At 71.9% G+C, this 19,519-nt stretch carries 16 protein-coding genes; 3 read left to right on the forward strand and 13 right to left on the reverse strand.

The window, feature by feature from the left end; all coding sequences use genetic code 11:
• Positions 1-18 precede the first annotated feature (18 nt).
• Complete coding sequence (locus tag AB0G02_RS01045; protein WP_360787355.1) at positions 19-3,159, forward strand: BTAD domain-containing putative transcriptional regulator; 3,141 nt, start codon at positions 19-21, stop codon at positions 3,157-3,159.
• Here AB0G02_RS01045 and AB0G02_RS01050 read toward each other — a convergent pair.
• The 11 genes from AB0G02_RS01050 to AB0G02_RS01100 all read right to left on the reverse strand — a co-directional run bounded on the left by AB0G02_RS01050 (position 3,143) and on the right by AB0G02_RS01100 (position 13,010).
• Positions 3,143-3,892 (reverse strand): ABC transporter permease, encoded by a 750-nt coding sequence (locus AB0G02_RS01050; RefSeq protein ID WP_360787358.1) that lies wholly within the window; start codon positions 3,890-3,892, stop codon positions 3,143-3,145. The two genes, AB0G02_RS01045 and AB0G02_RS01050, sit on opposite strands and share 17 nt — an antisense overlap.
• Positions 3,889-4,830 carry an ATP-binding cassette domain-containing protein gene (locus AB0G02_RS01055; RefSeq protein WP_360787360.1) on the reverse strand — a complete coding sequence of 314 codons (942 nt, stop codon included), beginning with the start codon at positions 4,828-4,830 and terminating at the stop codon, positions 3,889-3,891. Before AB0G02_RS01055 ends, AB0G02_RS01050 begins: the two co-directional genes overlap by 4 nt.
• A gap of 84 nt (positions 4,831-4,914) precedes the next feature.
• Positions 4,915-6,141 carry a cytochrome P450 gene (locus AB0G02_RS01060; RefSeq protein WP_360787363.1) on the reverse strand — a complete coding sequence of 409 codons (1,227 nt, stop codon included), beginning with the start codon at positions 6,139-6,141 and terminating at the stop codon, positions 4,915-4,917.
• Between the two features lie 68 nt (positions 6,142-6,209).
• Complete coding sequence (locus AB0G02_RS01065; protein ID WP_360787366.1) at positions 6,210-6,653, reverse strand: hypothetical protein; 444 nt, start codon at positions 6,651-6,653, stop codon at positions 6,210-6,212.
• 288 nt (positions 6,654-6,941) lie between these two features.
• Complete coding sequence (locus AB0G02_RS01070; protein ID WP_360787369.1) at positions 6,942-8,384, reverse strand: HEAT repeat domain-containing protein; 1,443 nt, start codon at positions 8,382-8,384, stop codon at positions 6,942-6,944.
• Positions 8,385-8,508: 124 nt separating this feature from the next.
• A complete protein-coding gene (gene dnaB, locus AB0G02_RS01075) occupies positions 8,509-9,846 on the reverse strand; it encodes a replicative DNA helicase (RefSeq protein WP_179118532.1) in 1,338 nt (445 codons plus the stop codon).
• A 431-nt stretch (positions 9,847-10,277) separates the two neighbouring features.
• Complete coding sequence (gene rplI, locus AB0G02_RS01080; RefSeq protein WP_360787397.1) at positions 10,278-10,736, reverse strand: 50S ribosomal protein L9; 459 nt, start codon at positions 10,734-10,736, stop codon at positions 10,278-10,280.
• 13 nt (positions 10,737-10,749) lie between these two features.
• Positions 10,750-10,989: a 30S ribosomal protein S18 gene (gene rpsR / locus AB0G02_RS01085; protein WP_015805710.1), complete on the reverse strand. Its 240-nt coding sequence runs from the start codon at positions 10,987-10,989 to the stop codon at positions 10,750-10,752.
• 51 nt (positions 10,990-11,040) lie between these two features.
• Entirely contained in the window at positions 11,041-11,541 is a 501-nt protein-coding gene (locus tag AB0G02_RS01090) for a single-stranded DNA-binding protein (RefSeq protein ID WP_158847458.1), read from the reverse strand.
• A gap of 12 nt (positions 11,542-11,553) precedes the next feature.
• Positions 11,554-11,907 (reverse strand): 30S ribosomal protein S6, encoded by a 354-nt coding sequence (gene rpsF, locus AB0G02_RS01095; RefSeq protein WP_360787372.1) that lies wholly within the window; start codon positions 11,905-11,907, stop codon positions 11,554-11,556.
• Positions 11,908-11,999: 92 nt separating this feature from the next.
• Positions 12,000-13,010, reverse strand: coding sequence for a hypothetical protein (locus AB0G02_RS01100; RefSeq protein WP_360787375.1), 1,011 nt, complete (start codon positions 13,008-13,010; stop codon positions 12,000-12,002).
• A 155-nt stretch (positions 13,011-13,165) separates the two neighbouring features.
• Between AB0G02_RS01100 and AB0G02_RS01105 the strand changes: the two genes are divergently transcribed.
• Together AB0G02_RS01105 and AB0G02_RS01110 are read left to right on the forward strand one after the other, a co-directional pair.
• Positions 13,166-13,936, forward strand: a complete 771-nt coding sequence (locus AB0G02_RS01105) for a deoxyribonuclease IV (protein WP_360787378.1) — start codon at positions 13,166-13,168, stop codon at positions 13,934-13,936.
• Positions 13,933-15,342 carry a hypothetical protein gene (locus AB0G02_RS01110; RefSeq protein ID WP_360787381.1) on the forward strand — a complete coding sequence of 470 codons (1,410 nt, stop codon included), beginning with the start codon at positions 13,933-13,935 and terminating at the stop codon, positions 15,340-15,342. Before AB0G02_RS01105 ends, AB0G02_RS01110 begins: the two co-directional genes overlap by 4 nt.
• A gap of 71 nt (positions 15,343-15,413) precedes the next feature.
• On the opposite strand, the gene AB0G02_RS01115 is transcribed toward AB0G02_RS01110, so the two are convergent.
• On the reverse strand, positions 15,414-17,036 hold the full coding sequence (locus AB0G02_RS01115) for a glycosyltransferase 87 family protein (RefSeq protein ID WP_360787384.1): 1,623 nt from the start codon (positions 17,034-17,036) through the stop codon (positions 15,414-15,416).
• A 137-nt stretch (positions 17,037-17,173) separates the two neighbouring features.
• A partial coding sequence (locus tag AB0G02_RS01120; protein WP_360787387.1) for a transglycosylase domain-containing protein occupies positions 17,174-19,519 on the reverse strand: 2,346 nt, incomplete at its 5' end.

Consider the following 19,519-nt stretch of genomic DNA (forward strand, 5'->3'; position numbering starts at 1 on the left):
CAGGGCAGAATCGGCCGGGTGCAGATCGGGTTGCTCGGGCCGTTCGAGGTCCGCACGGACGACGGCGCCTCGGCGGCCGTGCCGGGCGCCCGGTTGCGCGCGCTGCTGACCGCCCTCGCGCTGGAACCCGGCCGCGTGGTGCCCAAGGCGACGCTGGTCGACTGGATCTGGGGCGAGGACCCGCCGTCCGACGCCGCGAACGCCCTGCAACGCCTGGCCTCCCGGCTGCGCCGGGTGCTGCCGGACGGGGTGGTCGACGGGCAGGCGGGCGGCTACCGGTTGGCGGTGGAGCCCGACGCCGTCGACGCCGTGCGGTTCGAGCGCCTCCTCGGCCAGGCCCGCGGTGACGACGGACCGCGGCGGGCGCGGGTGCTGCGCGAGGCACTCGGCCTGTGGCGCGGCGCGGCGATGCAGGACGTCGGCCTGTCGGACAGCGGGGCGTTCGACGCGGCGGTCACCCGGCTCGAAGGGCTGCGCCTGAGCGCGCTGGAGGACCGGTTCGAGGCGGAGCTCCGCCTCGGCCGCGGCCCGGAGCTGGTCCCCGAGCTGACCGCGCTGGTCGCCGCGCACCCGGTGCGGGAGCGGTTCGTCGCCGCGCTGATGCGCGCCCTCGGCGCGGCCGGGCGCAGCACCGAGGCGCTGGTGGTCTACCAGCGCGCCCGGGAAGCCCTCGCCGAGGCGCTGGGCGTCGACCCCTCGCCGGAGCTGTCCGCACTGCACGTCGCGCTGCTGCGCGGTGAGCTGGGCCGGCGCGAGGAGAGCCGGAAGACCAACCTGCGCGCCGAGCTGACCAGCTTCGTCGGCAAGGACGCCGACGTCGCCGCGGTCCGCGACCTCGTCACCGGGCACCGGCTCACCACGCTGGTCGGGCCGGGCGGTTCGGGGAAGACCAGGCTGGCCGCCGAGACCGTGCGCACGCTGCTCGACGCCCTGCCGGACGGGGCCTGGCTGGTGGAGCTGGCCGCCACCGGCGCGGGCGGTGACGTGGCCCAGCCGACGCTCGCCGTGCTCGGCCTGCGTGACCCGCTGCTCGGCGGGTCGACGGACGCCGAGCCGGCGGACCGGGTGATCGCCGCGCTCCGCGAGCGGGAGGCGCTGCTGGTCCTGGACAACTGCGAGCACGTCATCGAGTCCGCGGCGAAGTTCGCCCACCGCCTGCTCGGGGAGTGCCGGCGGCTGCGGGTCCTCGCCACGAGCAGGGAACCCCTCGGCATCACGGGCGAGGCGTTGTGGCTGGTGGAGCCGTTGGCCCTGCCCGCGCAGGACGCCGATCCCGCCGACGTCGAGTCCTCGCCGGCCGTCCGGCTGCTGCGGGACCGGGCCGGCGCGGTGCGCAAGGACCTCGCGACCGACGCCCGCACGTCGTCGACCTTGGCCCGCGTCTGCCAGGCCTTGGACGGCATGCCCCTGGCCATCGAGCTCGCCGCGGCCAGGCTGCGCACCATGTCCCTCGACCAGCTCGCCCACCGGCTCGACGACCGGTTCCGCCTGCTGACCGGCGGCAGCCGCACCGCGCTGCCCCGGCACCGGACCCTGCGCGCGGTGATCGACTGGAGCTGGGAGCTGCTCAACGACGCCGAACGGGTCGTCCTGCGCCGGCTCTCGGTGTTCTCCGGGGGCGCGAGCCTGGAGGCGGCCGAACGGGTCTGCGCGGGCGATGCCGTCGACGCGGATCAGGTGCTCGAACTGCTGACCGCGCTGACCGAGAAGTCGCTGGTGCGCACCGAGGGCGACGGGGCTCCGCGCTACCGGATGCTGGGCACGATCAAGGAGTACGCCGGGGACCGGCTCGCGGAAGCCGGTGAGTCGGAGGCGGCCCGCCGCGCGCACCTGGCGTACTTCACCGAGTTCGCGGAGACCGCGGAGCCGCACCTCCGCCGCGCCGAGCAGCTGGAGTGGCTCGCCGCGCTGGAGGTCGAGCACGACAACATCGGCGCCGCGATGCGCGGTGCCCTCGCGGCCGGCGACGCGCACGGAGCGATGCGGCTCGTGGCGGCCGCCGGCTGGTACTGGTGGCTCGCCGGGCACAAGGTCGAGGGCAACGAGATGGTCATGGCGGCGGCCGCCGTGCCCGGTGAGGTCCCCGACGGGATCCGGGTCACGGCGTACGCGTTCGCCGTGGGCTTCCTGACCGCCGGGCGGGCACGTGACCAGTTCCAGGCGCAGGACTGGATCCACCGCGCGTACGAGCTGGGTCGGAGCCTGTCGGCCCCGCACCCGGCGGTGGGTCTCGTCGCCGCGCTGGAACGCCTGGTGCACGCCCCGGGCGCGTACCGGTCGGCGTTCGAACCGCTGCTCTCCGACGACGACCCGTGGGTGCGCGCCATCGCCCGCCTGCAACTCGGCAAGATGCGGGTCGTGCTCGGCCACGGCGGCCGGGACGCCGACGCCCACCTCGAACTGGCGGTCACCGAGTTCCGCGCGCTGGGCGAGCGGTGGGGCCTGTCGTTCGCGCTGACCGAGCTGGCGGACCGGATCGCCATGCGCGGTGAGTTCGCCGCCGCGTGCGAGCACCTGGAGAACGCCATCGCGGTCGTCACCGAGATCGGCGCCACCGAGGACGTGGTGCGGATGCGCTCGCGACAGGCCCTGCTGTACCGGCTGTCGGGGAACGAGGAGTCGAGCGCCGCCGCCCTGGCGGAGGCCCAGCGGCACGCGGAACGCGTCGCCTGGCCGGAGGCGCTGGCCGACCTGGCCCTGGCGAAGGCGGAGCTGGCCCGCTGGGGCGGCGACGCCGAGCAGGCCCGCCGGCAGCTGGACGTCGCCCTGACCGCGCTGGGCGCCGACGCCGAGCACCCGAGCATGCGCGCGATGGCGCACGACCTCCTCGGCTACCTGGCCGAAGGGCTCGACGAAGCCCGGGAGCACCGCGTCGCGGCCTTCCACGCCGCCTCCGAGGCCGGCCACGCCTCCGCGGTCGGGCACGTGCTCATCGGCATCGCGGACCTGGCCCTGCGCCGCGTACTGCCCGAGCAGGCCGCACGGCTGCTCGGCGCGAGCGCCGCCGTGCTCGGCCTGCCGGACCGCTCCGCGCCGGACCTGGCCCGGATCGAGCAGGCCGCCCGGCTCCACCTCGGTGACGCGCGGTTCACCGAGGTGGCGCTGGAAGGCGCGCGGGCCGACTGGCGCGAGCTGGTCGCGGTCACGCTCGCTTGCTGAACTTCGCCCGCGCCCACAGGTAACCGACCAGCGCGATCCCGACGCACCACGCGACCGCGGCGATCGCGTCACCGGCCGACGGCGCACCCGCGAGCAACCCGCGCAGGGTCTCGATGACGGGCGTGAACGGCTGGTACTCCGCGAACTCCCGCAGACCGGGGCCCATCTTCTCCGCCGGCACGATCGCGCTGCTGAAGAACGGCAGCATGACCAGCGGCACGGAGGCCAGGCCGGCCGTCTCCGGTGACTTCGCCGCCAGGCCCAGGGCGACGGTGAACCAGCCGGCCGCGAGGCCGAGCAGCACGACCAGCCCGACCACGCCGAGCCAGTCGAACAAGCCCGCCGACGGGCTGAAGCCCAGCAGGAACGCCACGGCGACGAGGGCCGCGATGGCGATCAGGTTGGTCAGCACGCTGGCGACGACGTGACCGGTCAGCACCGCGCCCCGCGAGACGTCCATGACCTTGAACCGGTTGATGATCCCCTTGGTCAGGTCGGAGTTCACCGCCGTCGCGACCGCGCCCAGCCCGTAGCAGACGGCCATCAGCATCAGGCCCGGCGTCGCGTAGTCGACGTAGTCCACGCCGACGCTGAACGCGTCCCCGAGCATGTACACGAACATCACCATCATCACGATCGGCATCAGGACCGCGTTGAACACCGAGGTGGGGTTCCTGGCGACGTGCTTGAAGTTGCGGCGCAGCATGACCGCCGAGTGGGACCTGGTGCTCATTTCGCGACCACCTCCGCGGTGCGGCCCGTGAGGGCGAGGAAGACGTCGTCGAGGTCCGGCGTGTGGACGGAGAACTCCTCGGCGCTGATCGAGTGCTGGTCGAGCCGGTCCAGCAGGGCCCGCAACGACTTCGTGCCGCCGTCGCCGGGCACCCGCAGCGCCAGCGCCTCGTCGTCGCGGGTGGAGCCGGTGAGGACCCGCGCGGCCGCGTCGAGCTCGGCGCCGGTGGCGAACCGGAGCCGGACGTGCGTCCCGGGCACCTGGCGCTTGAGCTCGTCGGGCGTGCCCTGGGCGACCAGGCGGCCCTGGTCGAGCACCGCGACGCGGTGGGCGAGCTGGTCGGCCTCTTCGAGGTACTGGGTGGTGAGGAAGACGGTCACGCCGTCGGCCACCAGGTCGCGGATGATCGACCACATCGTGCGCCGGCTGCGCGGGTCCAGGCCCGTCGTCGGCTCGTCCAGGAAGATGATCCGCGGGTTCCCGACGAGCGTCATCGCCAGGTCGAGCTTGCGGCGCATGCCCCCCGAGTAGGTCGACACCCGCTGGTGCGCCGCCTCGGCCAGCTCGAACCGCTCCAGCAGGTCCGCGACCACCCGTCCGCCGTCCCGGGCGGGGCGCCGGCTCAGGTCGACCATGAGCCGGAGGTTCTCCTGCCCCGTCAACAGCTCGTCCACGGCGGCGAACTGGCCCGTGACGCCGATCGCCGCGCGCACCGCCTTGGCCTCGTTCGCGACGTCGTGCCCGGCGACGCGCACCACCCCGGCATCGGCGCTCACCAACGTGGTGAGCACGTTCACCGTCGTCGTCTTGCCCGCCCCGTTCGGGCCGAGCAGGGAGAAGACCGTGCCGGCGCGGACATCCAGGTCGATGCCGGCGAGCACGGTCCTGCCCCCGTAGGTCTTCCGCAGCCCGGAGGCCACGATCGCGGAACTCGTCATGCCGCCACTGTCACCGGCCGGCCTGACACCGACCTGTTCCCGCCCTGACACGGGCACTGACACGGCGCCGGGCGGCCGGCCGCGTCACGGCGCCGTGTCCGCCCAGGTGACCGGCAGGCCGTGGACGCCGTAGATGTTCATGTCGGTCCTGAGCCTCACCTCGTCGGCGGGCACGGCGAGCTCCAGGGTCGGGAAGCGGCGCAGCAGCCCGCCGAAACCGGCGCGCATCTCGATCCGGGCCAGCTGCTGACCGAGGCACTGGTGGACGCCGTGGCCGAACGACAGGTGACCGCGGGCCTTGCGGTGGAGGTCCAACGCGTCCGGGTCGTCGAAGCGCAGCGGGTCGTGGTTGGCGGCCAGCAGCGACACGACCACGGTCGACCCCGCGCGGATCGTCTCACCGCCGAGCTCGACGTCCTCCGCGGCGTAGCGGTACAGGACGTCGACCACCGACAGGTAGCGCATGAGCTCCTCGACGGCATCGGGCAGCAGGTCCGGGTCGGCGCGCAGCACGGCCATCTGCTCGGGGTGCTCCAGCAGCGCGAACGTGCCCAGCGCCAGCATGTTCGCGGTCGTCTCGTGCCCCGCGAGCAGCAGCAGGAACGCGATGCCCGTCAGCTCCTCGACGGAGAGGTCGTCGTCGCGGGCCAGGTCCGACAGGACGTCCTCGCCCGGGTCGGCGCGCTTGCGCGTGACCAGCTCGCCCAGGTACGAGGTCATCGCGCCGTACGCGGCCATCTTCTCGTCGAGCGCGACGTCCCTCTCCAGGAACTTGGACGAGTTGACCTGGAAGGTCTCCCGGTCCGCGTAGGGCACGCCGAGCAGCTCGCAGATCACCAGCGACGGCACCGGCAGCGCGAACTCCCCGACCAGGTCCACCGGCGGCGTCATCCGGGCCATCCGGTCCAGCCGGCGCTCGACGACCTCGACGATCCCCTCCTCCAGCGCCTTCATGCGCTTGACGGTGAAGGCGCCGGTCAGCTTGCGCCGCAACCGCGTGTGGTCCGGCGGGTCCATGGCGATGAACAGGCCCGGCACCTGCGGGGACGGTTCGGTCGCGGCGGGCATGCCGGGCGTCTCGTGCGTCACGTGGATGACACCGAGGTCCTGGCGGGAGCTGAACCGGGTGTCGGCCATGACCTGCCGGACCGCGTCGTACCCGGTGACCAGCCAGCCCTCGTGACCGTCCGGGAACACCATCGGGCTGACCGGGTGGGCGTCGCGGAGCCGGGTGATCCCGCGCGGCGGGTCGAAGGGACCGGCGTCGCGCTCCACCGGCAGACCGTGCGGGATGGGCACCGTTCGACTCATCGGATGTCCTTTCGTGGCGGATGCTGCCGCCACGCTCACCGACGGGCCTGACACCGCCCTGACACGGCTCAGACACCGACCGCGCGGGCCTCGCGGACGGCCCGGAAGTAGGCGTTGGCGGCCGGCCGGAACATGAGCACCACGGCCGCGTACACCGCCGTCACGTGCACCACCCGGCTCGCGAAGAACGCGAGGTCCACCACCCCGGCGTCCAGCAGGTCCGACAGGGCCCGCTCACCCCGGAGGAGCTCCACCAACGGCTCGACCACCATCGACGCCACGCCGAGGACGCCGAGTCCGAGCACCAGCGCGACGCGCGCCCACTGCCGCCCCGCCCGCATCCGCGCCGCGACCAGCACCGCGGCGGTGAAGACCACCACCCGGATCGAGATGCCCACGGTCAGCTCGGCCGCCGACCCCGAACCGTCCGCGATCATCTGGCTGACGGCCACCACGGTCTCGAACACACCGGCCGCCACCGCCGTCACCCACAGCACGAACGCGCGCCGCACCGGTGCCGGCGGTGCGATCGTCCCCGACGCGGCCCGCGGAGCGGGGGACGACGACGCTGACGGGTGGGCCTCGGACTGCCGTGCCGGGTGGGACATGAGCTGCCTCACTTCACGCCGCAGGGGGGTGATCGTCCAACCCCCTCACCCTCCCGACGCCGCACCGACCGCGCACTACGGCGAACCGGTGGGTAACTACTGGTGCTACCCCCATTCCACGCGGGCGTGCCCGGACCGTCCTGCTCGCCCGGGCCGCCCGGGTACGACGAGCCGGTCGTCCACGGAGGTCGGTCAGCGGTCAGCCGCTCGCAGTGCCGCCGCCGCAGCGGACCGGACCGCCCGGTGCGGGTCGACCAGGGCGTCCGCGAGGAGGGAACGCAGGTCGTCCGGGGCGATGCGGCCCAGAGCGGTCGCGGCGTTGGCCCGGACGCGTGGCACGGGGTCGCGCAGTGCCCCGGTCAGCAGCGGGAGCGTCTTCTCGTGGGTGATCCGCCCCAGCGCCGCGGCGGCGCGGGACCGGACCAGCTCGTCCTCGTCCCGGAGCGCGTTCGTCAGCGTCCACAGGTAGGCCGGGTCGGCTCGTTGGCCGATGATCCAGACGATGACGCGCCGGACGAGCGGATCGGGGTCGTGGCCCGGCAGGTGGTGCCGCCCGCCGACGCGGGCGAGGATCCGTCCGGCGAGCTTGCGGACACGCCGCTCTCCGGTGGTCAGCAGCACCTGCACCAAGGTGGGCGCGAGCGAGTCGTCGGCCAGGCGGACCAGGCCGGTGAGGGCGGTGTGGACGTGCCGACCGTCGCAGGCGGCGGCCAGTCGGCCGAGAGCGCGGTGATCGCCGTGCTTGGCCAGCACGCGGAAGGCCCGTGCGCGGACGGAGGGGTGGACGTCGTCGGCGGCCTTGAGGGCGGCGGGAGTCACCAACGGCCCGCCGATCCGGTTCAGCGCGAGCAGGGCGCCCTCACGGACGTCGGCCGAGCCGTGGTCGAGCAGCGGCACGATCGCCGGCGCGGCCTCCAGCGCGCCGAGCTTGCCCAGCGCTTCCACCACGGGCAGCGACCGCGGGCCGTCGGACTCGCGCAGGACGTCGATGAGCGGGCCGGTCGCCTCGGCGGCGCGCAGGTTGCCGAGCACTTCCGCGGCCGCGAACCGGCCCGGGCGGCGATGGCGGAGGTGCTCGATCAGCACCGGCGCGACCCGCGGGTCGCCGGCCCGGCTCAGCGCGCGGGTGATCTCGTGCGCGGCGCCGTGCTGTGCCTGCCCCAGTGCGTCGGCCAGGACGTCCAGCCGTCGCGGATCACTGGTCTCCGCGATGCGCTGGGCGGCGGAGCGATCGAGCCAGGCCCGATCGCGGTCCGTCTCGTTCAGCAGCGTGACCAGCAGGTCGAACACCTCGTCCGAGGACTGCGCGGTGAGGCCTTCCAGGGCGGCCTGCACGACGTTGGCGGCGGGGTCGGACAAGGCCCGCACGAGGATGGGCTGATGAGCGGGATCGCGGCCGGAACCGAGGGCCTCGACCGCGATGGCGCGGACCATGCTGTTCGGGTGGGCCGCCAGGGTGCTCAGCCAGGCCGGCCCGTCCGGGTCTGACACCACCGCGCGCGTGTGCAGGCGGAGGGCTTGGTGCGCCTCGATGCGCGCCTCCGGCCAGCGATCCGGCCCGATCGGTTCGAGGCCGACCAGCCGGGCGACCAGCGCGTCCCCGGTGGCGGCGTCCGGATCCGGATGTCCGTGCATGACTCTCAGTGTGCTCGGTCGCGCCAACGAAATTCGCCCACCGGATCGGCACGAGCGCGGCAGTTCGAATGCAGTTCCGGATGAGGAAGTGCAGCGGGCTTCGAGATCCTGCGAACCGTGCCGATCAGCCCTGGGCGAGGTCCGCGAAGCGGCTGTAGTGCAGCTGGTGGGCCACCGTGATCGTGGCCGTCGGGCCAGCGCGGTGCTTGGCGATGATCAGGTCCGCCTCACCCGCGCGCGGGTCGTCCCGCTCCCACGCGTCCGGGCGGTTGATCAGGATCACCATGTCGGCGTCCTGCTCCAGCGAGCCGGACTCGCGCAGGTCGGACAGCTGCGGCCGCTTGTCGGTCCGCTGCTCCGGACCTCGGTTGAGCTGGCTGATCGCGATCACCGGCACCTCGAGCTCCTTGGCGATCAGCTTCAGGTTCCGGGAGAACTCCGAGACCTCCTGCTGGCGGGACTCGGTGCGCTTGCCCGACGACATCAGCTGGAGGTAGTCGACGACCACCAGCCGCAGGTCGTGGCGCTGCTTCAACCGCCTCGCCTTGGCCCGGATCTCCATCATCGTCAGGTTCGGCGAGTCGTCCACGAACAGAGGCGCCTCGCTGATCTCGCTCATCCGCCGGGCGAGCCTGGTCCAGTCGTCGTCACTCATCCGCCCACCGCGCATGTCCCCGAGGCGGATCCGCGCCTCCGCCGACAGCATGCGCATGACGATCTCCGTGCGCGACATCTCCAGCGAGAAGATCGCGCTGGTCAACCCGTGCTTCACCGAGCACGACCGGGCAAAATCCAGTCCCAGGGTCGACTTGCCGACGCCGGGGCGCGCGGCGACGATGATCATCTGACCCGGGTGCAGGCCGTTGGTCAGCTCGTCCAGGTCCGCGAAGCCCGTGGGGATGCCCAGGGACGAGCCGCCGCGCGAGGCGATGGCGTCGATCTCGTCCATGGTCGGCTGGAGCAGCTCCTCCAGCACCACGTAGTCCTCGGTCGTGCGGCGCTCGGTGACCTCGTAGATCGCCGCCTGCGCCCGGTCGACGACCTCGTCCACGTCGGCGCCCTCGGCGCCGTTGTACCCCAGCTGCACGATCCGCGTGCCCGCCTCCACCAGCCGCCGCAGCACGGCCTTCTCGGCCACGATCTCGGCGTAGTAGGAGGCGTTGGCGGCGGTCGGGACGGTGGCGATCAGGGTGTGCAGGTACGGCGCACCGCCGACGCGCAGCAGCTCGCCCCGGCGTTCGAGCTCCGCGGACACCGTGATCGGGTCGGCGGGCTCGCCGCGGCCGTAGAGGTCGAGGATGCAGTCGTACACGGCCTGGTGCGCGGGGCGGTAGAAGTCGTTGGGCGCGAGGACCTCGACCACGTCCGCGATGGCGTCCTTGCTCAGCAGCATCCCGCCGAGCACGGACTGCTCGGCGGCGAGGTCCTGCGGCGGCTGCCGTTCGAAGCCGGGCTCGGCCATGCCCCGGTCGTCCACCAGCGCCACCGTGAGCTCACCCCAATCTGCTGCCGTGCGGTTGTTGTACCTCGTGGGTCCGACAATTCCCGTCACGCCACGCCCGCGATCCAGCGACGCTAGAGCCACCTGGATGGCGTAGGCAAACGAGCCTGTGGACAACCCGGTGGACAGCTTGGGGATGGCCGCGCCGAGCTGACCACAGGCCTGGGGAAAGCTGTGGACAACTTGGGTACAACTCGGCCCCGTACAAAAGTTCGTGCAGGTCAGTCCCTGTGGATGAATATGTGGAAAAGTCGTGCGTCACAACGTCGGCGTGTCGCGTGTAACCGCCGGTACGGCGTGTCGCGCGCAACGTGTCACAAGGGTTGTCCACAGCCGGACGTGCGAAAGCGCCGCCCGACCAGAACACCTGGTCGAACGGCGCTCCCGGTGGATCAGCCCGCGTTCGCGACCTCGACGGACAGCGAGACGGTGACCTCCGGGTGGAGCCGGACGTTCACCGAGTGCTTGCCGAGGGTCTTGATGTGGCCGGCGATCTCGACGGCCCGCTTGTCCAGCGTGGGGCCGCCGGCCGCACGCACGGCCGACACGACGTCGGACGAGGTGACGGAGCCGAACAGCTTCTTCGAGCCGGCCGCGGCCTTGGCCTTCAACGTCACGGAGCCCAGGCCCTCGAGCGAGGCCTTGATCTCCTTGGCGTGGTCCAGGTCGCGGACCCGGCGGGTGTCCTGCGCACGGCGGATGACCTCGACCTGCTTGGCCGCGCCCTTGGTGGCGACGATCGCCAGGCCGCGGGGCAGCAGGTAGTTGCGGCCGTAGCCGTCCTTGACCTCGACGATGTCGCCGGGGCCGCCGAGGCCGGTCACGTCAGCGGTGAGGATGAGCTTCACGATGCCGTCCCCTTTCTCAGCGAGCGGTCGAGGTGTAGGGCAGCAGCGCCATCTCGCGGGCGTTCTTGACGGCGACCGCGACGTCGCGCTGGTGCTGGGAGCAGTTGCCGGTGACCCGGCGGGCGCGGATCTTGCCCCGGTCCGAGATGTACTTCCGGAGCAGGGTGGTGTCCTTGTAGTCGATGAGGTTGGCGTTCTTGTCCTTGCAGAACGCGCAGACCTTCTTCTTGGGCTTGCGCACAGGCGGCTTGGCCATGTGTGGACTCCTGGTATTACGCAGTGAAGTGTGGAGTGGACCGGTGCCGGTCTAGAAGGGGGGCTCGTCGGCGAAGCCACCCGAGCCGGCCGGGGGCGCGGAGCCCCACGGGTCGTCGGCCGGGGCGCCACCGCCGCCGCCACCGCGGGACTGACCGCCGCCGCCGAAGCCGCCGCCGCCGTCCCCGCGGCTCACCTTGTTGACCTTCGCGGTCGCGTAGCGCAGCGAGGGGCCGATCTCGTCGACCTCAAGCTCGATGACGGTGCGCTTCTCGCCTTCCTTCGTCTCGAAGGAACGCTGGCGCAGCCGCCCGGTCACGAGTACGCGCGAACCGCGCGTGAGCGACTCGGCCACGTTCTCCGCGACCTGCCGCCACACGTTGCACCGCAGGAACAGCGCTTCGCCGTCCTTCCACTCACCGCTCGCCTTGTCGAACGTGCGGGGGGTGGAAGCCACGGTGAAGCTCGCCACCGCGGCGCCGGACTGGGTGAAGCGGAGCTCGGGATCGGCGGTCAGGTTCCCGACCACCGTGATCGTCGTCTCGCCTGCCATGTCGGGGTGCTCCTAGGCCTTCTTGGCGGCCTTGACGGCGGCCTTGGCCGCGATCCGCGCCGCGGTCTTCGCGGCCTTGGCGGGCTCGCGCCGGATGACCTTGGTCCGGAGCACCGTCTCCTGGAGGCCGAGCTGGCGGTCCAGCTCCTTCACCGCGTCGGGGCTCGAGATGAGGTCGAGGACGGCGTAGATGCCCTCGGAGCTCTTGTTGATCTCGAAGCTCAACCGGCGCTTGCCCCACACCTCGACCTTCTCCACGTTGCCACCCGTGGTGCGGATGACGTTGAGGAACGTGTCAAGGGACGGCGCGATCGTGCGCTCGTCGAGACTGGGGTCGAGGATGACCATCACTTCGTAATGACGCATGAAGACCACTCACCTCCTGTGGACTCGGCGGCCACGGACGTTCCGTGGCAGGAGGGTCGTCGCGTCAGCAACCCGTGAAGGGTAACAGGCGGTCAGGCGGTGGCTCGGCGCAGCACCCACGTGCGCACCAGGGCACCCGTCACGCAGGACAGCAGCAGCACCGCCAGCAGCACGGGAGCGGCCACGCCGCCGCCCATCCGACCACCGGCGGGCAGCGCCTGGGCACGGCCCGCGGTCTGCACGCTGTCGGAGTCCTCCGCGCCGGGCACGCCGTAGCCGGGCCGGTAGCCGCTCACGCCGCCGCCATAGCGCACGCCCGGTGACGGCGCGTACCGGCCGGGGACGGCGAACGGCAGGGAGCCGTAGCTGAACAGCGGCACGCGGCCGAAGTTGCCGCCCCACGGGTTCGAGCCGTACAGCGGCACGTCGAGCCCGCCGACGCCGCCGACCGGGTTGTTCCGGGGCTGGCCGCTCGGGCTGGTGCCGGGGTCGGAGGCGCCGGGCGTCGTGCCGGGGTTGACGCCCGGCTGACCGGTCTGCGGCGGCTGGTTCGGCGACGGCTTGCCGCCGGGCACGCCGGGGACCTGGCCCACGGCCTGCTGGGAGGCGTCCGCGAGGGCCTTCGACCCGTCCTGGACGGGCGCGACGGCGGCGTTGACGCCCTGGAGGGTGACGCCGCACAGCTTGGTCAGCTCGGTGCGCACGCCGGAGGAGAGGGTGACGATGATCGGCCCGAGCAGGGGCAGCTTGGCCAGCTCGGCGTTGACCTTGTTCGCGATCTCGCCGCCGGTGATGACGCCCGAGCCGGTGGGGATCGCGCCGAGGGGGATGGGCGGCAGGGCGGAGAACGCCTGGCGGAACGGTTCGGCCAGCGGCGGTCCGAGCAGCGGGACGGCCCGGACGAGCTGCACGACCGGGTCGAGCACCGCGCCGGTGCTCAGCGCCACCGGCGTGCCCGGTGCGCCCTGCACGGTCGTCGCGCAGCTGCCCACGACGACGGGTTCGGCGGCCGAGGCCGAGCCGGACCCCGCGGCGGCGCCGGCCGTGCCGACCGCGAGCACGACGGTCGCCGCGCCCACCAGTCGAGTGAGCCGGATCCGCATGTCTGGCCTCCTGGCGTGCCGCGGGTGAAACAGTTTCCTACTTGCAAGTAACGAGGGTAGGTGCTGATGGTGACGCGGGCCATCCCCCTCGGTGACAATTTTCCTATCGGCGGTGGTCGCCGGGGCGTTGCAGGGCCCGACTACCCTGCACTCTCATGCGCATCGGGGCCCACGTCCGCGACGACGACCCGCTCGGCGCCGCCGTCGAACGCGGCGCCGACGTGGTGCAGTTCTTCCTGGCCGACCCCCAGGGGTGGAAGGCCCCGAAGCCGCACCCCCAGACCGACGGGTTGCTGGCCTCTGACCTGGACGTCTTCGTCCACGCGCCGTACCTGGCCAACGTCGCGTCGCTCAACAACCGCATCCGCATCCCGTCGCGCAAGATCGTGCTCCAGCACGCCGAGGCGGCGGCGAAGGTCGGCGCCAAGGGCCTGATCGTGCACGGCGGGCACGTCACCAAGGGCGAGGACCCGGGCGAGGGCATCGCGAACTGGCGGAAGATGTTCGAGCGGCAGGCCGAGAGCGGTGGCTTCGCGGTGCCGATCCTGATCGAGAACACCGCGGGCGGCGAGAACGCCATGGCGCGGACGTTCGACATGCTCGGCAGGCTGTGGGACGCGGTCGGTGAGTTCGACGCCGGGTTCTGCCTGGACACCTGCCACGCGTTCGCCTCCGGCGAGGACCTGGTCGGCATCGTCGACCGGGTCAAGGCCATCACCGGCCGCATCGACCTGGTCCACCTGAACAGCTCGCGCGACGAGTTCGGCTCCTCGCGCGACCGGCACGCCAACATCGCGTCCGGCACGATCGACCCGGGGCAGCTGGTCGAGGTGGCCGCCGCGGCCGGCTCGCCGGTGCTGGTCGAGACACCGGACGAAGGGCAAGCGGCGGACATCGCGTTCCTCCGCGAGCACCTGGGCCGATGAGCGTGACACGGGAGGTGGTGGCCGTGCCCGAGCGGGCGGGCGCCGGGTCGCGGTTGCCGCGGTTCGGCCGGGTCGCGCTCGCCGCGGTCGTCCTCCTGTGCGGGCTGACGATGCTCGCCGGCTTCCTCAACAAGGACCGCTGCACCGGGCCGGAGTTCGACCAGTGGGGCCGCAGCGCGCCGGACTACGAGGAGCGCAACAAGGCCGAGGTCTGCTACTCCGACATCCAGCACCTGTGGATCGGCCGTGACGTCGACCGGCACGTGTTCCCGTACGTGCACGGCAGCATCAACAGCAAGGGCGTGCTGGTCGGGGGCGTGGTCGAGTACCCGGTGCTGACCGGCCTGCTGATCTGGGCGGGTGCGCTGTTCGCGCGCACCGACGCGGCGTTCCTGCTGTTCTCGGCGTTGCTGATGGCGCCGTTCGGGCTCGCCACCGGGTGGCTGCTGGGCAGGCTGAGCCGGTGGCGCGCGCTGATCTGGGCGCTGGGCCCGCCGATGGTGCTGTACGCGTTCCACAACTGGGACCTGCCGGTCGTGTTCTGCGCGGTGGCCGCGGTGTACGTGGTGCACCGGGGTTGGGGCAGGCGCGAGCGACCGCTGGTGGACCGGGCGGTGGTCGCGTCGGTGCTGCTGGGCATCGGGTTCGCGTTCAAGATCTACCCGGCGATCTTCGTGCTGCCGCTGTGCCTGTACGTGCTCACCGGCGGTCCCGGTGGTCGGTGGCTGCCGCGCGGGGTCCGGTACGACTTCGCGGGCGCGGTGAAGGTCGCGCTGGCGTCCGTGGTGACGGTGGTGCTGATCAACCTGCCGATCGCGGTGGCCGGGCTGGAGGGCTGGAAGGCGTCGTTCGCGTTCCAGGGCCTGCGTCGGGTCGACATCACCACGAACTCGATCTGGTTCTGGTCGATGCGGCCGTTCATGTCCGACGACACCATGCAGTCGCTGGTCGGCGTGCTGTCGCCGGTCGGGATCCTGGTGTCGTTCGCGCTGGCGTGCTGGATCGGCTGGCGCCGGTACGCGCGCGAGGGCAGCTACCCGTGGGTGCCGGTGTCGGCGGCGATGCTGTGCGGGTTCCTGCTGCTGCACAAGGTGCACTCGCCGCAGTACACGCTGTGGCTGGTGCCGATGTTCGTGCTGCTGCGGGTGCACTGGGGCTGGGTCGCGGCGTACTTCGCCGCCGACGTCGCCATGGGCATCGGCATCTTCCGCTGGTACTACGCGATCGAGTTCGGTGAGCCGTCGGGCATCTACGACGGGTTCGCCGCGCAGGCCGTGGTGATCGGCGTGTGGGGCCGGGCGGCGCTGCTGGTGGCGTTGTTCCTGGTGTTCCTGAAGTCCGAGGTCACCTTCACCGACCGCAAGCCGACGCGCCCGCGCCGTCCCGCGCCGTCGACCACCGCCTGACCGCGGGCCACCAAGACCCCGGCCACGTCCAGAACCCGGACCACCGGTGGGCACCGGCGGTCCGGGGGGCTTCAGCTCCCGACCGGCCCTGAGGCCGCGGCGCCGACCGGGGTCTCCGGTTCGGCCTCCGCCCGTCGACCCGATCGGCCGAGGCGCAGCGCGAACCGGTCCGGCGCGGCGTCGAAGGCGCCGCCGCACGGGTCGTCGTCGCCCGCCTGGCGCACCTTGTCCAGCTCCGGCCGGTAGATCTCGCGCACGATGAACACGCACAGCACGATCACCGCGACGTCGCGCAGGACCACCGCGCCGAGGAACCAGTCGATCGGCAGGCCCTTGTTCTCCACACCGAGGTAGAAGAACATCCGCGGCACCCAGACCAGCGCGTCCACTGCCATCCACGCCAGCAGCAGCTTCCACCGCGGCAGCGCGAGCACGGCCAGCGGCACGAGCCACAGCGAGTACTGCGGGCTCCAGACCTTGTTCGTCAGCAGGAACGCGGCCACCACGAGGAACGCCAGCTGCGCGAACCGGGGCCGCCGGGGCGCGCTCAGGGCCACGAACGCGACCGCCGCGCAGCACACCAGGAACAGCACGGCGCTGACCGTGTTCAGCACCTCGGGTGCCTGCCCGTGCATCAGCCCGGGGTCGAAGCCCGGCCACCCGGTCCACTGCGAGACCACGTTGTACAGCGAGTCCGGGTCGACGCCGCGCTCGGTGTTCAGCCGGAAGAACTCGCGCCACCCGTCGGGGTACAGCCAGGCGATGGGGGCGTTCACCAGCCCCCACGTCGCCACCGTCGCGCCGAGCGTGGTGAACCCCTGGCGCAGCTTGCCCGCCCGCCAGCACAGCAGCAGCAGCGGTCCGAGCAGGAACAGCGGGTACAGCTTCGCCGCGCCGCCCAACCCCAGCAGCACGCCTGCCAGCACGGGCTTCTTGCGCGCCCACGCCAGCATCCCCGCCGTCGCGAACGCCGTGGCCAGCGTGTCGAAGTTGGTGAACGCGTGCACGATGACCAGCGGCGACACCGCCACCAGCACCGCGTCGTACGGTCGTCGCCTGGCCAGCTGCGCCACCGCGTACGCGGTCACCAGCCACGCCAGCGCCAGCCACAGCGCGGTGATGTCGAAGTACACGATCACGGTCATCGGGTTCGGCAGCCAGCCGGACGAGGCGATCACCGTCCACCCCTGCGCCATGCGGGCGTTGAGCAGCTGGAACATGCCCGTCAGCACGGGGTACTCCATGTACCGCACGTGCGCCGTCGGCTTGCCCTCGTCGTCCACCCAGGACGTGCGGTAGGGGAACGTGTCCGCCTTGTCCAACCGCTCCGCCGTGTACAGCGGCACGGTGTCGGAGTAGCACATCGCGGTGAACTGCTTGCTGCCCCGCCAGTCGAGCTGCACCACGCCGTTGTCGTCCACGTACTGCTGGATGCACGGCGACTTCTGGAACCAGGCCAGCGCCAGCGTCACCACCGCGAACAGCAGCACGACGCGCAGCGGCGTCCAGAACCACTGCCGCCCGACCGACGCGTGCCGGCCGACCGGTCCCCCCAGCGGCTTGCTCGCCGTCCGGGCCAGCGGCTCGGTCCAGGTCGGGTTGACCCGCTCCTCCGGGCTGAGCGAGACGGTGTCGTCGGCGTTCGCCTGCGGGTCGTCGGCGTTCGCCTGCGAGTGCTGCGAGGGGCTGGCCACGGAAACGGATGCTACGGGCACGCGTCGACAGCGGTTGTGAGGTCCGCCCATGTCCGGCCGGCCGGGTTCGGGCGCCCGACGGCGAAGGGCCCGACCCGGCGCGCTGCCGGATCGGGCCCTTCGGGGTGCGTGCGGTGCTAGCCCGTCGGTGGGCCGCCGTTGCCGATGCCCGGATCGGGCTCGTTCGGGGTCGTCGTGGTGGTCGTGGTCTGGCAGGTGAGGCCCACGCACGGACGGGGGGTGCGAGTCGTCGTCGGCGGCTGCTGCCGGGTCGTCGTCGGCTCGGTCGTCGTCGTGCGGTTCTCCTCTTCCCGCTTCGTCGTCGTGGTCGTCGTGGTCGTCGTGACCACCGGCTTCGGGTCCTCGAACTGGTTCAGGGGCCTGGCCCTCGGGAAGGGCTCCGGGGGAGTCCCCTCCAGGGCCTTGTCCATGAACTTCTTCCAGATCTGACCGGGCAGGCCACCGCCGAAGATCGGGTTGCCCTTGGCGTCCGTCAACGCCACGTTGCCCTCGTTGCGACCCATCCACACCGAGGCCGACAGCGACGGCGTGTAGCCGACCATCCAGGCCTTCGAGTTCTGGCTGGCGTCGTCGGGGAGCTCGTGGGTGCCGGTCTTGCCGGCGCACTCGCGGCCCGTGCAGGGGATCCGCGAGTACGTGAGGACCGGCTTGAGCGCCTCGGTGACGTTGTCCGCGATGTCCTGGTTCTTCTGCGCGTCCGGGTCGAACGCCTGCCGCGTCACGTCGACGTGCTGATAGACGGCCTTGCCCTCGGAGTTGGTGATCTTCGAGATGAAGAACGGCTGGTGGTAGATGCCGCGCGCGGCGAAGGTGGCGTAGGCCGAGGCCATGTCGAACGGCCGGACCTGCGCCTCGCCGCCACCGATCGCGATACCGACGTTCGGTGCGCCGCCGTTCTCGTTGACCAGCAGCTTCTGCGGGCCGTTGCCGACGTCCACGGACTCGGGGATGCCCGCCGCGTGCGCCGCGTCGGCGACCGGCTGGGTGCCGATCTCGATCACCATCTCGTAGAACACCGTGTTCAGCGACATCTCCATCGCCTTGCGGACGGGGCACTTCTCGCCGCAGGTGTTGTTGCGGTCCGACGCGTTGCGGATGGTGATGCTCGTGCCGCCGAGGTTGAACGTCTTCGGGGAGCGGCCGTCGTAGGTCGAGCCGAGGCCCTTGCCCGCCTTGAGGGCGGCGACCAGGTCGAACGGCTTGAACGACGAGCCCGCTTCCTGGAGGGTGCCGGTGGCGTAGTCCAGGCCGGTGCCGTCGTCGCCCGCGTAGTACGCCTTCACCGCGCCGGTCTGCGGGTCGATCGCGGTGAGCGACTGCTTCAGCTCCGGCGGCTGGCCGCCCATGACGTCGCGCACCGCGTCCTCGGCCGCCTGCTGCTTCGGCGGCTCGATGGTGGTGTGCACGGTGACGCCGAGCTGCTGGGACTTCTCCTGACCCCAGTTGACGGCCTCGGACTCCATCTCCTCGAGGACCTTGTTCTTGATGTGCAGGCGTGCGCCGGCCAGACCGGACTGCTCGACCCGCTCGACCGGCACGGCGACCGGCTCGGTCTTGCGGTAGTTGTCGTCGATCCAGTTGAAGTTGCGCAACTGGTTCATGACGTAGGTCCAGCGGTCCTCCCGGTAGGTCGGGTTCTCGGACTTGCTGGGGTTCTGGATCATGCCCGCGAGCAGGGCGGCCTGGGAGTGGGTGACCTGGCTCAGGTCGTCGATGTTGAAGTACTCCTTGGCCGCGGTCTTGATGCCGTAGGCCGAGCGCCCGAAGTACACCGTGTTCAGGTAGGCCGTCAGGATGGCTTCCTTGTCCTGCTCCTGCGACATCTTGTACGCGGTGACCATCTCGTTGAACTTGCGGGTCAGCGTCTCGTCGGCCTTCTTGGTGGCCTTCTTCACGTACTGCTGCGTCAGGCCGGAGCCACCGGAGTCGCGGTCGGTCACCTGGTACCAGGCCGCGCGCGCGATCGACCGCATGTCGAAGCCCGGGTTCGTCTCGAACGTCGGGTCCTCGGCGGCGAAGACGGCGTGCTTGATGGTGTCCGGGATCTCCTCGTACTTGACCAGGGTGCGGTTCGCGCCCTCCGGGGCGATCTTGGCCATCACCGTGTCGTCGGCGTAGAGGATGGTGATCGCCTTGCCCTGCTCGGCCGCGACGGCCTCCGGGTTCGGCACGTCGACCACCTGGTAGGCGATGGCGAACGCGACGACCGGGGCCAGCAGCATCAGGCCGAAGGCGACGTAGGCGGTGCGGCGCACGCGGCGCCAGACCTTCTTGCGGCGCACGACGCGGGCCTCCTCATCGGTCAGCTCCTCGTCGTACTCGTCCTCGTAGAACGGTTCGAGTTCGACCTCGTCCTCGCGGTGCGTGAGCAGCTCCGGCTCGCGCGGGGTGCTCTGGTAGACGGGCGGGAGACAGCGAGTGTGACAGGTCAGCCACCTCGGGAATCGCCAGGTGCTGTCCGC

It is taken from the genome of Actinosynnema sp. NPDC023658, assembly GCF_040639995.1.
Lineage (GTDB): Bacteria > Actinomycetota > Actinomycetes > Mycobacteriales > Pseudonocardiaceae > Actinosynnema.

What these genes read in the sequence shown, in the direction of transcription:
- AB0G02_RS01050 (WP_360787358.1), bottom strand. Translation starts at nt 3,892, where the DNA reads ATGAGCACCAGGTCCCACTCGGCGGTCATGCTGCGCCGCAACTTCAAG.
- AB0G02_RS01055 (WP_360787360.1), bottom strand. Translation starts at nt 4,830, where the DNA reads ATGACGAGTTCCGCGATCGTGGCCTCCGGGCTGCGGAAGACCTACGGG.
- AB0G02_RS01060 (WP_360787363.1), bottom strand. Translation starts at nt 6,141, where the DNA reads ATGAGTCGAACGGTGCCCATCCCGCACGGTCTGCCGGTGGAGCGCGAC.
- AB0G02_RS01070 (WP_360787369.1), bottom strand. Translation starts at nt 8,384, where the DNA reads ATGCACGGACATCCGGATCCGGACGCCGCCACCGGGGACGCGCTGGTC.
- dnaB (WP_179118532.1), bottom strand. Translation starts at nt 9,846, where the DNA reads ATGGCCGAGCCCGGCTTCGAACGGCAGCCGCCGCAGGACCTCGCCGCC.
- rpsR (WP_015805710.1), bottom strand. Translation starts at nt 10,989, where the DNA reads ATGGCCAAGCCGCCTGTGCGCAAGCCCAAGAAGAAGGTCTGCGCGTTC.
- AB0G02_RS01090 (WP_158847458.1), bottom strand. Translation starts at nt 11,541, where the DNA reads ATGGCAGGCGAGACGACGATCACGGTGGTCGGGAACCTGACCGCCGAT.
- rpsF (WP_360787372.1), bottom strand. Translation starts at nt 11,907, where the DNA reads ATGCGTCATTACGAAGTGATGGTCATCCTCGACCCCAGTCTCGACGAG.
- AB0G02_RS01100 (WP_360787375.1), bottom strand. Translation starts at nt 13,010, where the DNA reads ATGCGGATCCGGCTCACTCGACTGGTGGGCGCGGCGACCGTCGTGCTC.
- AB0G02_RS01105 (WP_360787378.1), top strand. Translation starts at nt 13,166, where the DNA reads ATGCGCATCGGGGCCCACGTCCGCGACGACGACCCGCTCGGCGCCGCC.
- AB0G02_RS01110 (WP_360787381.1), top strand. Translation starts at nt 13,933, where the DNA reads ATGAGCGTGACACGGGAGGTGGTGGCCGTGCCCGAGCGGGCGGGCGCC.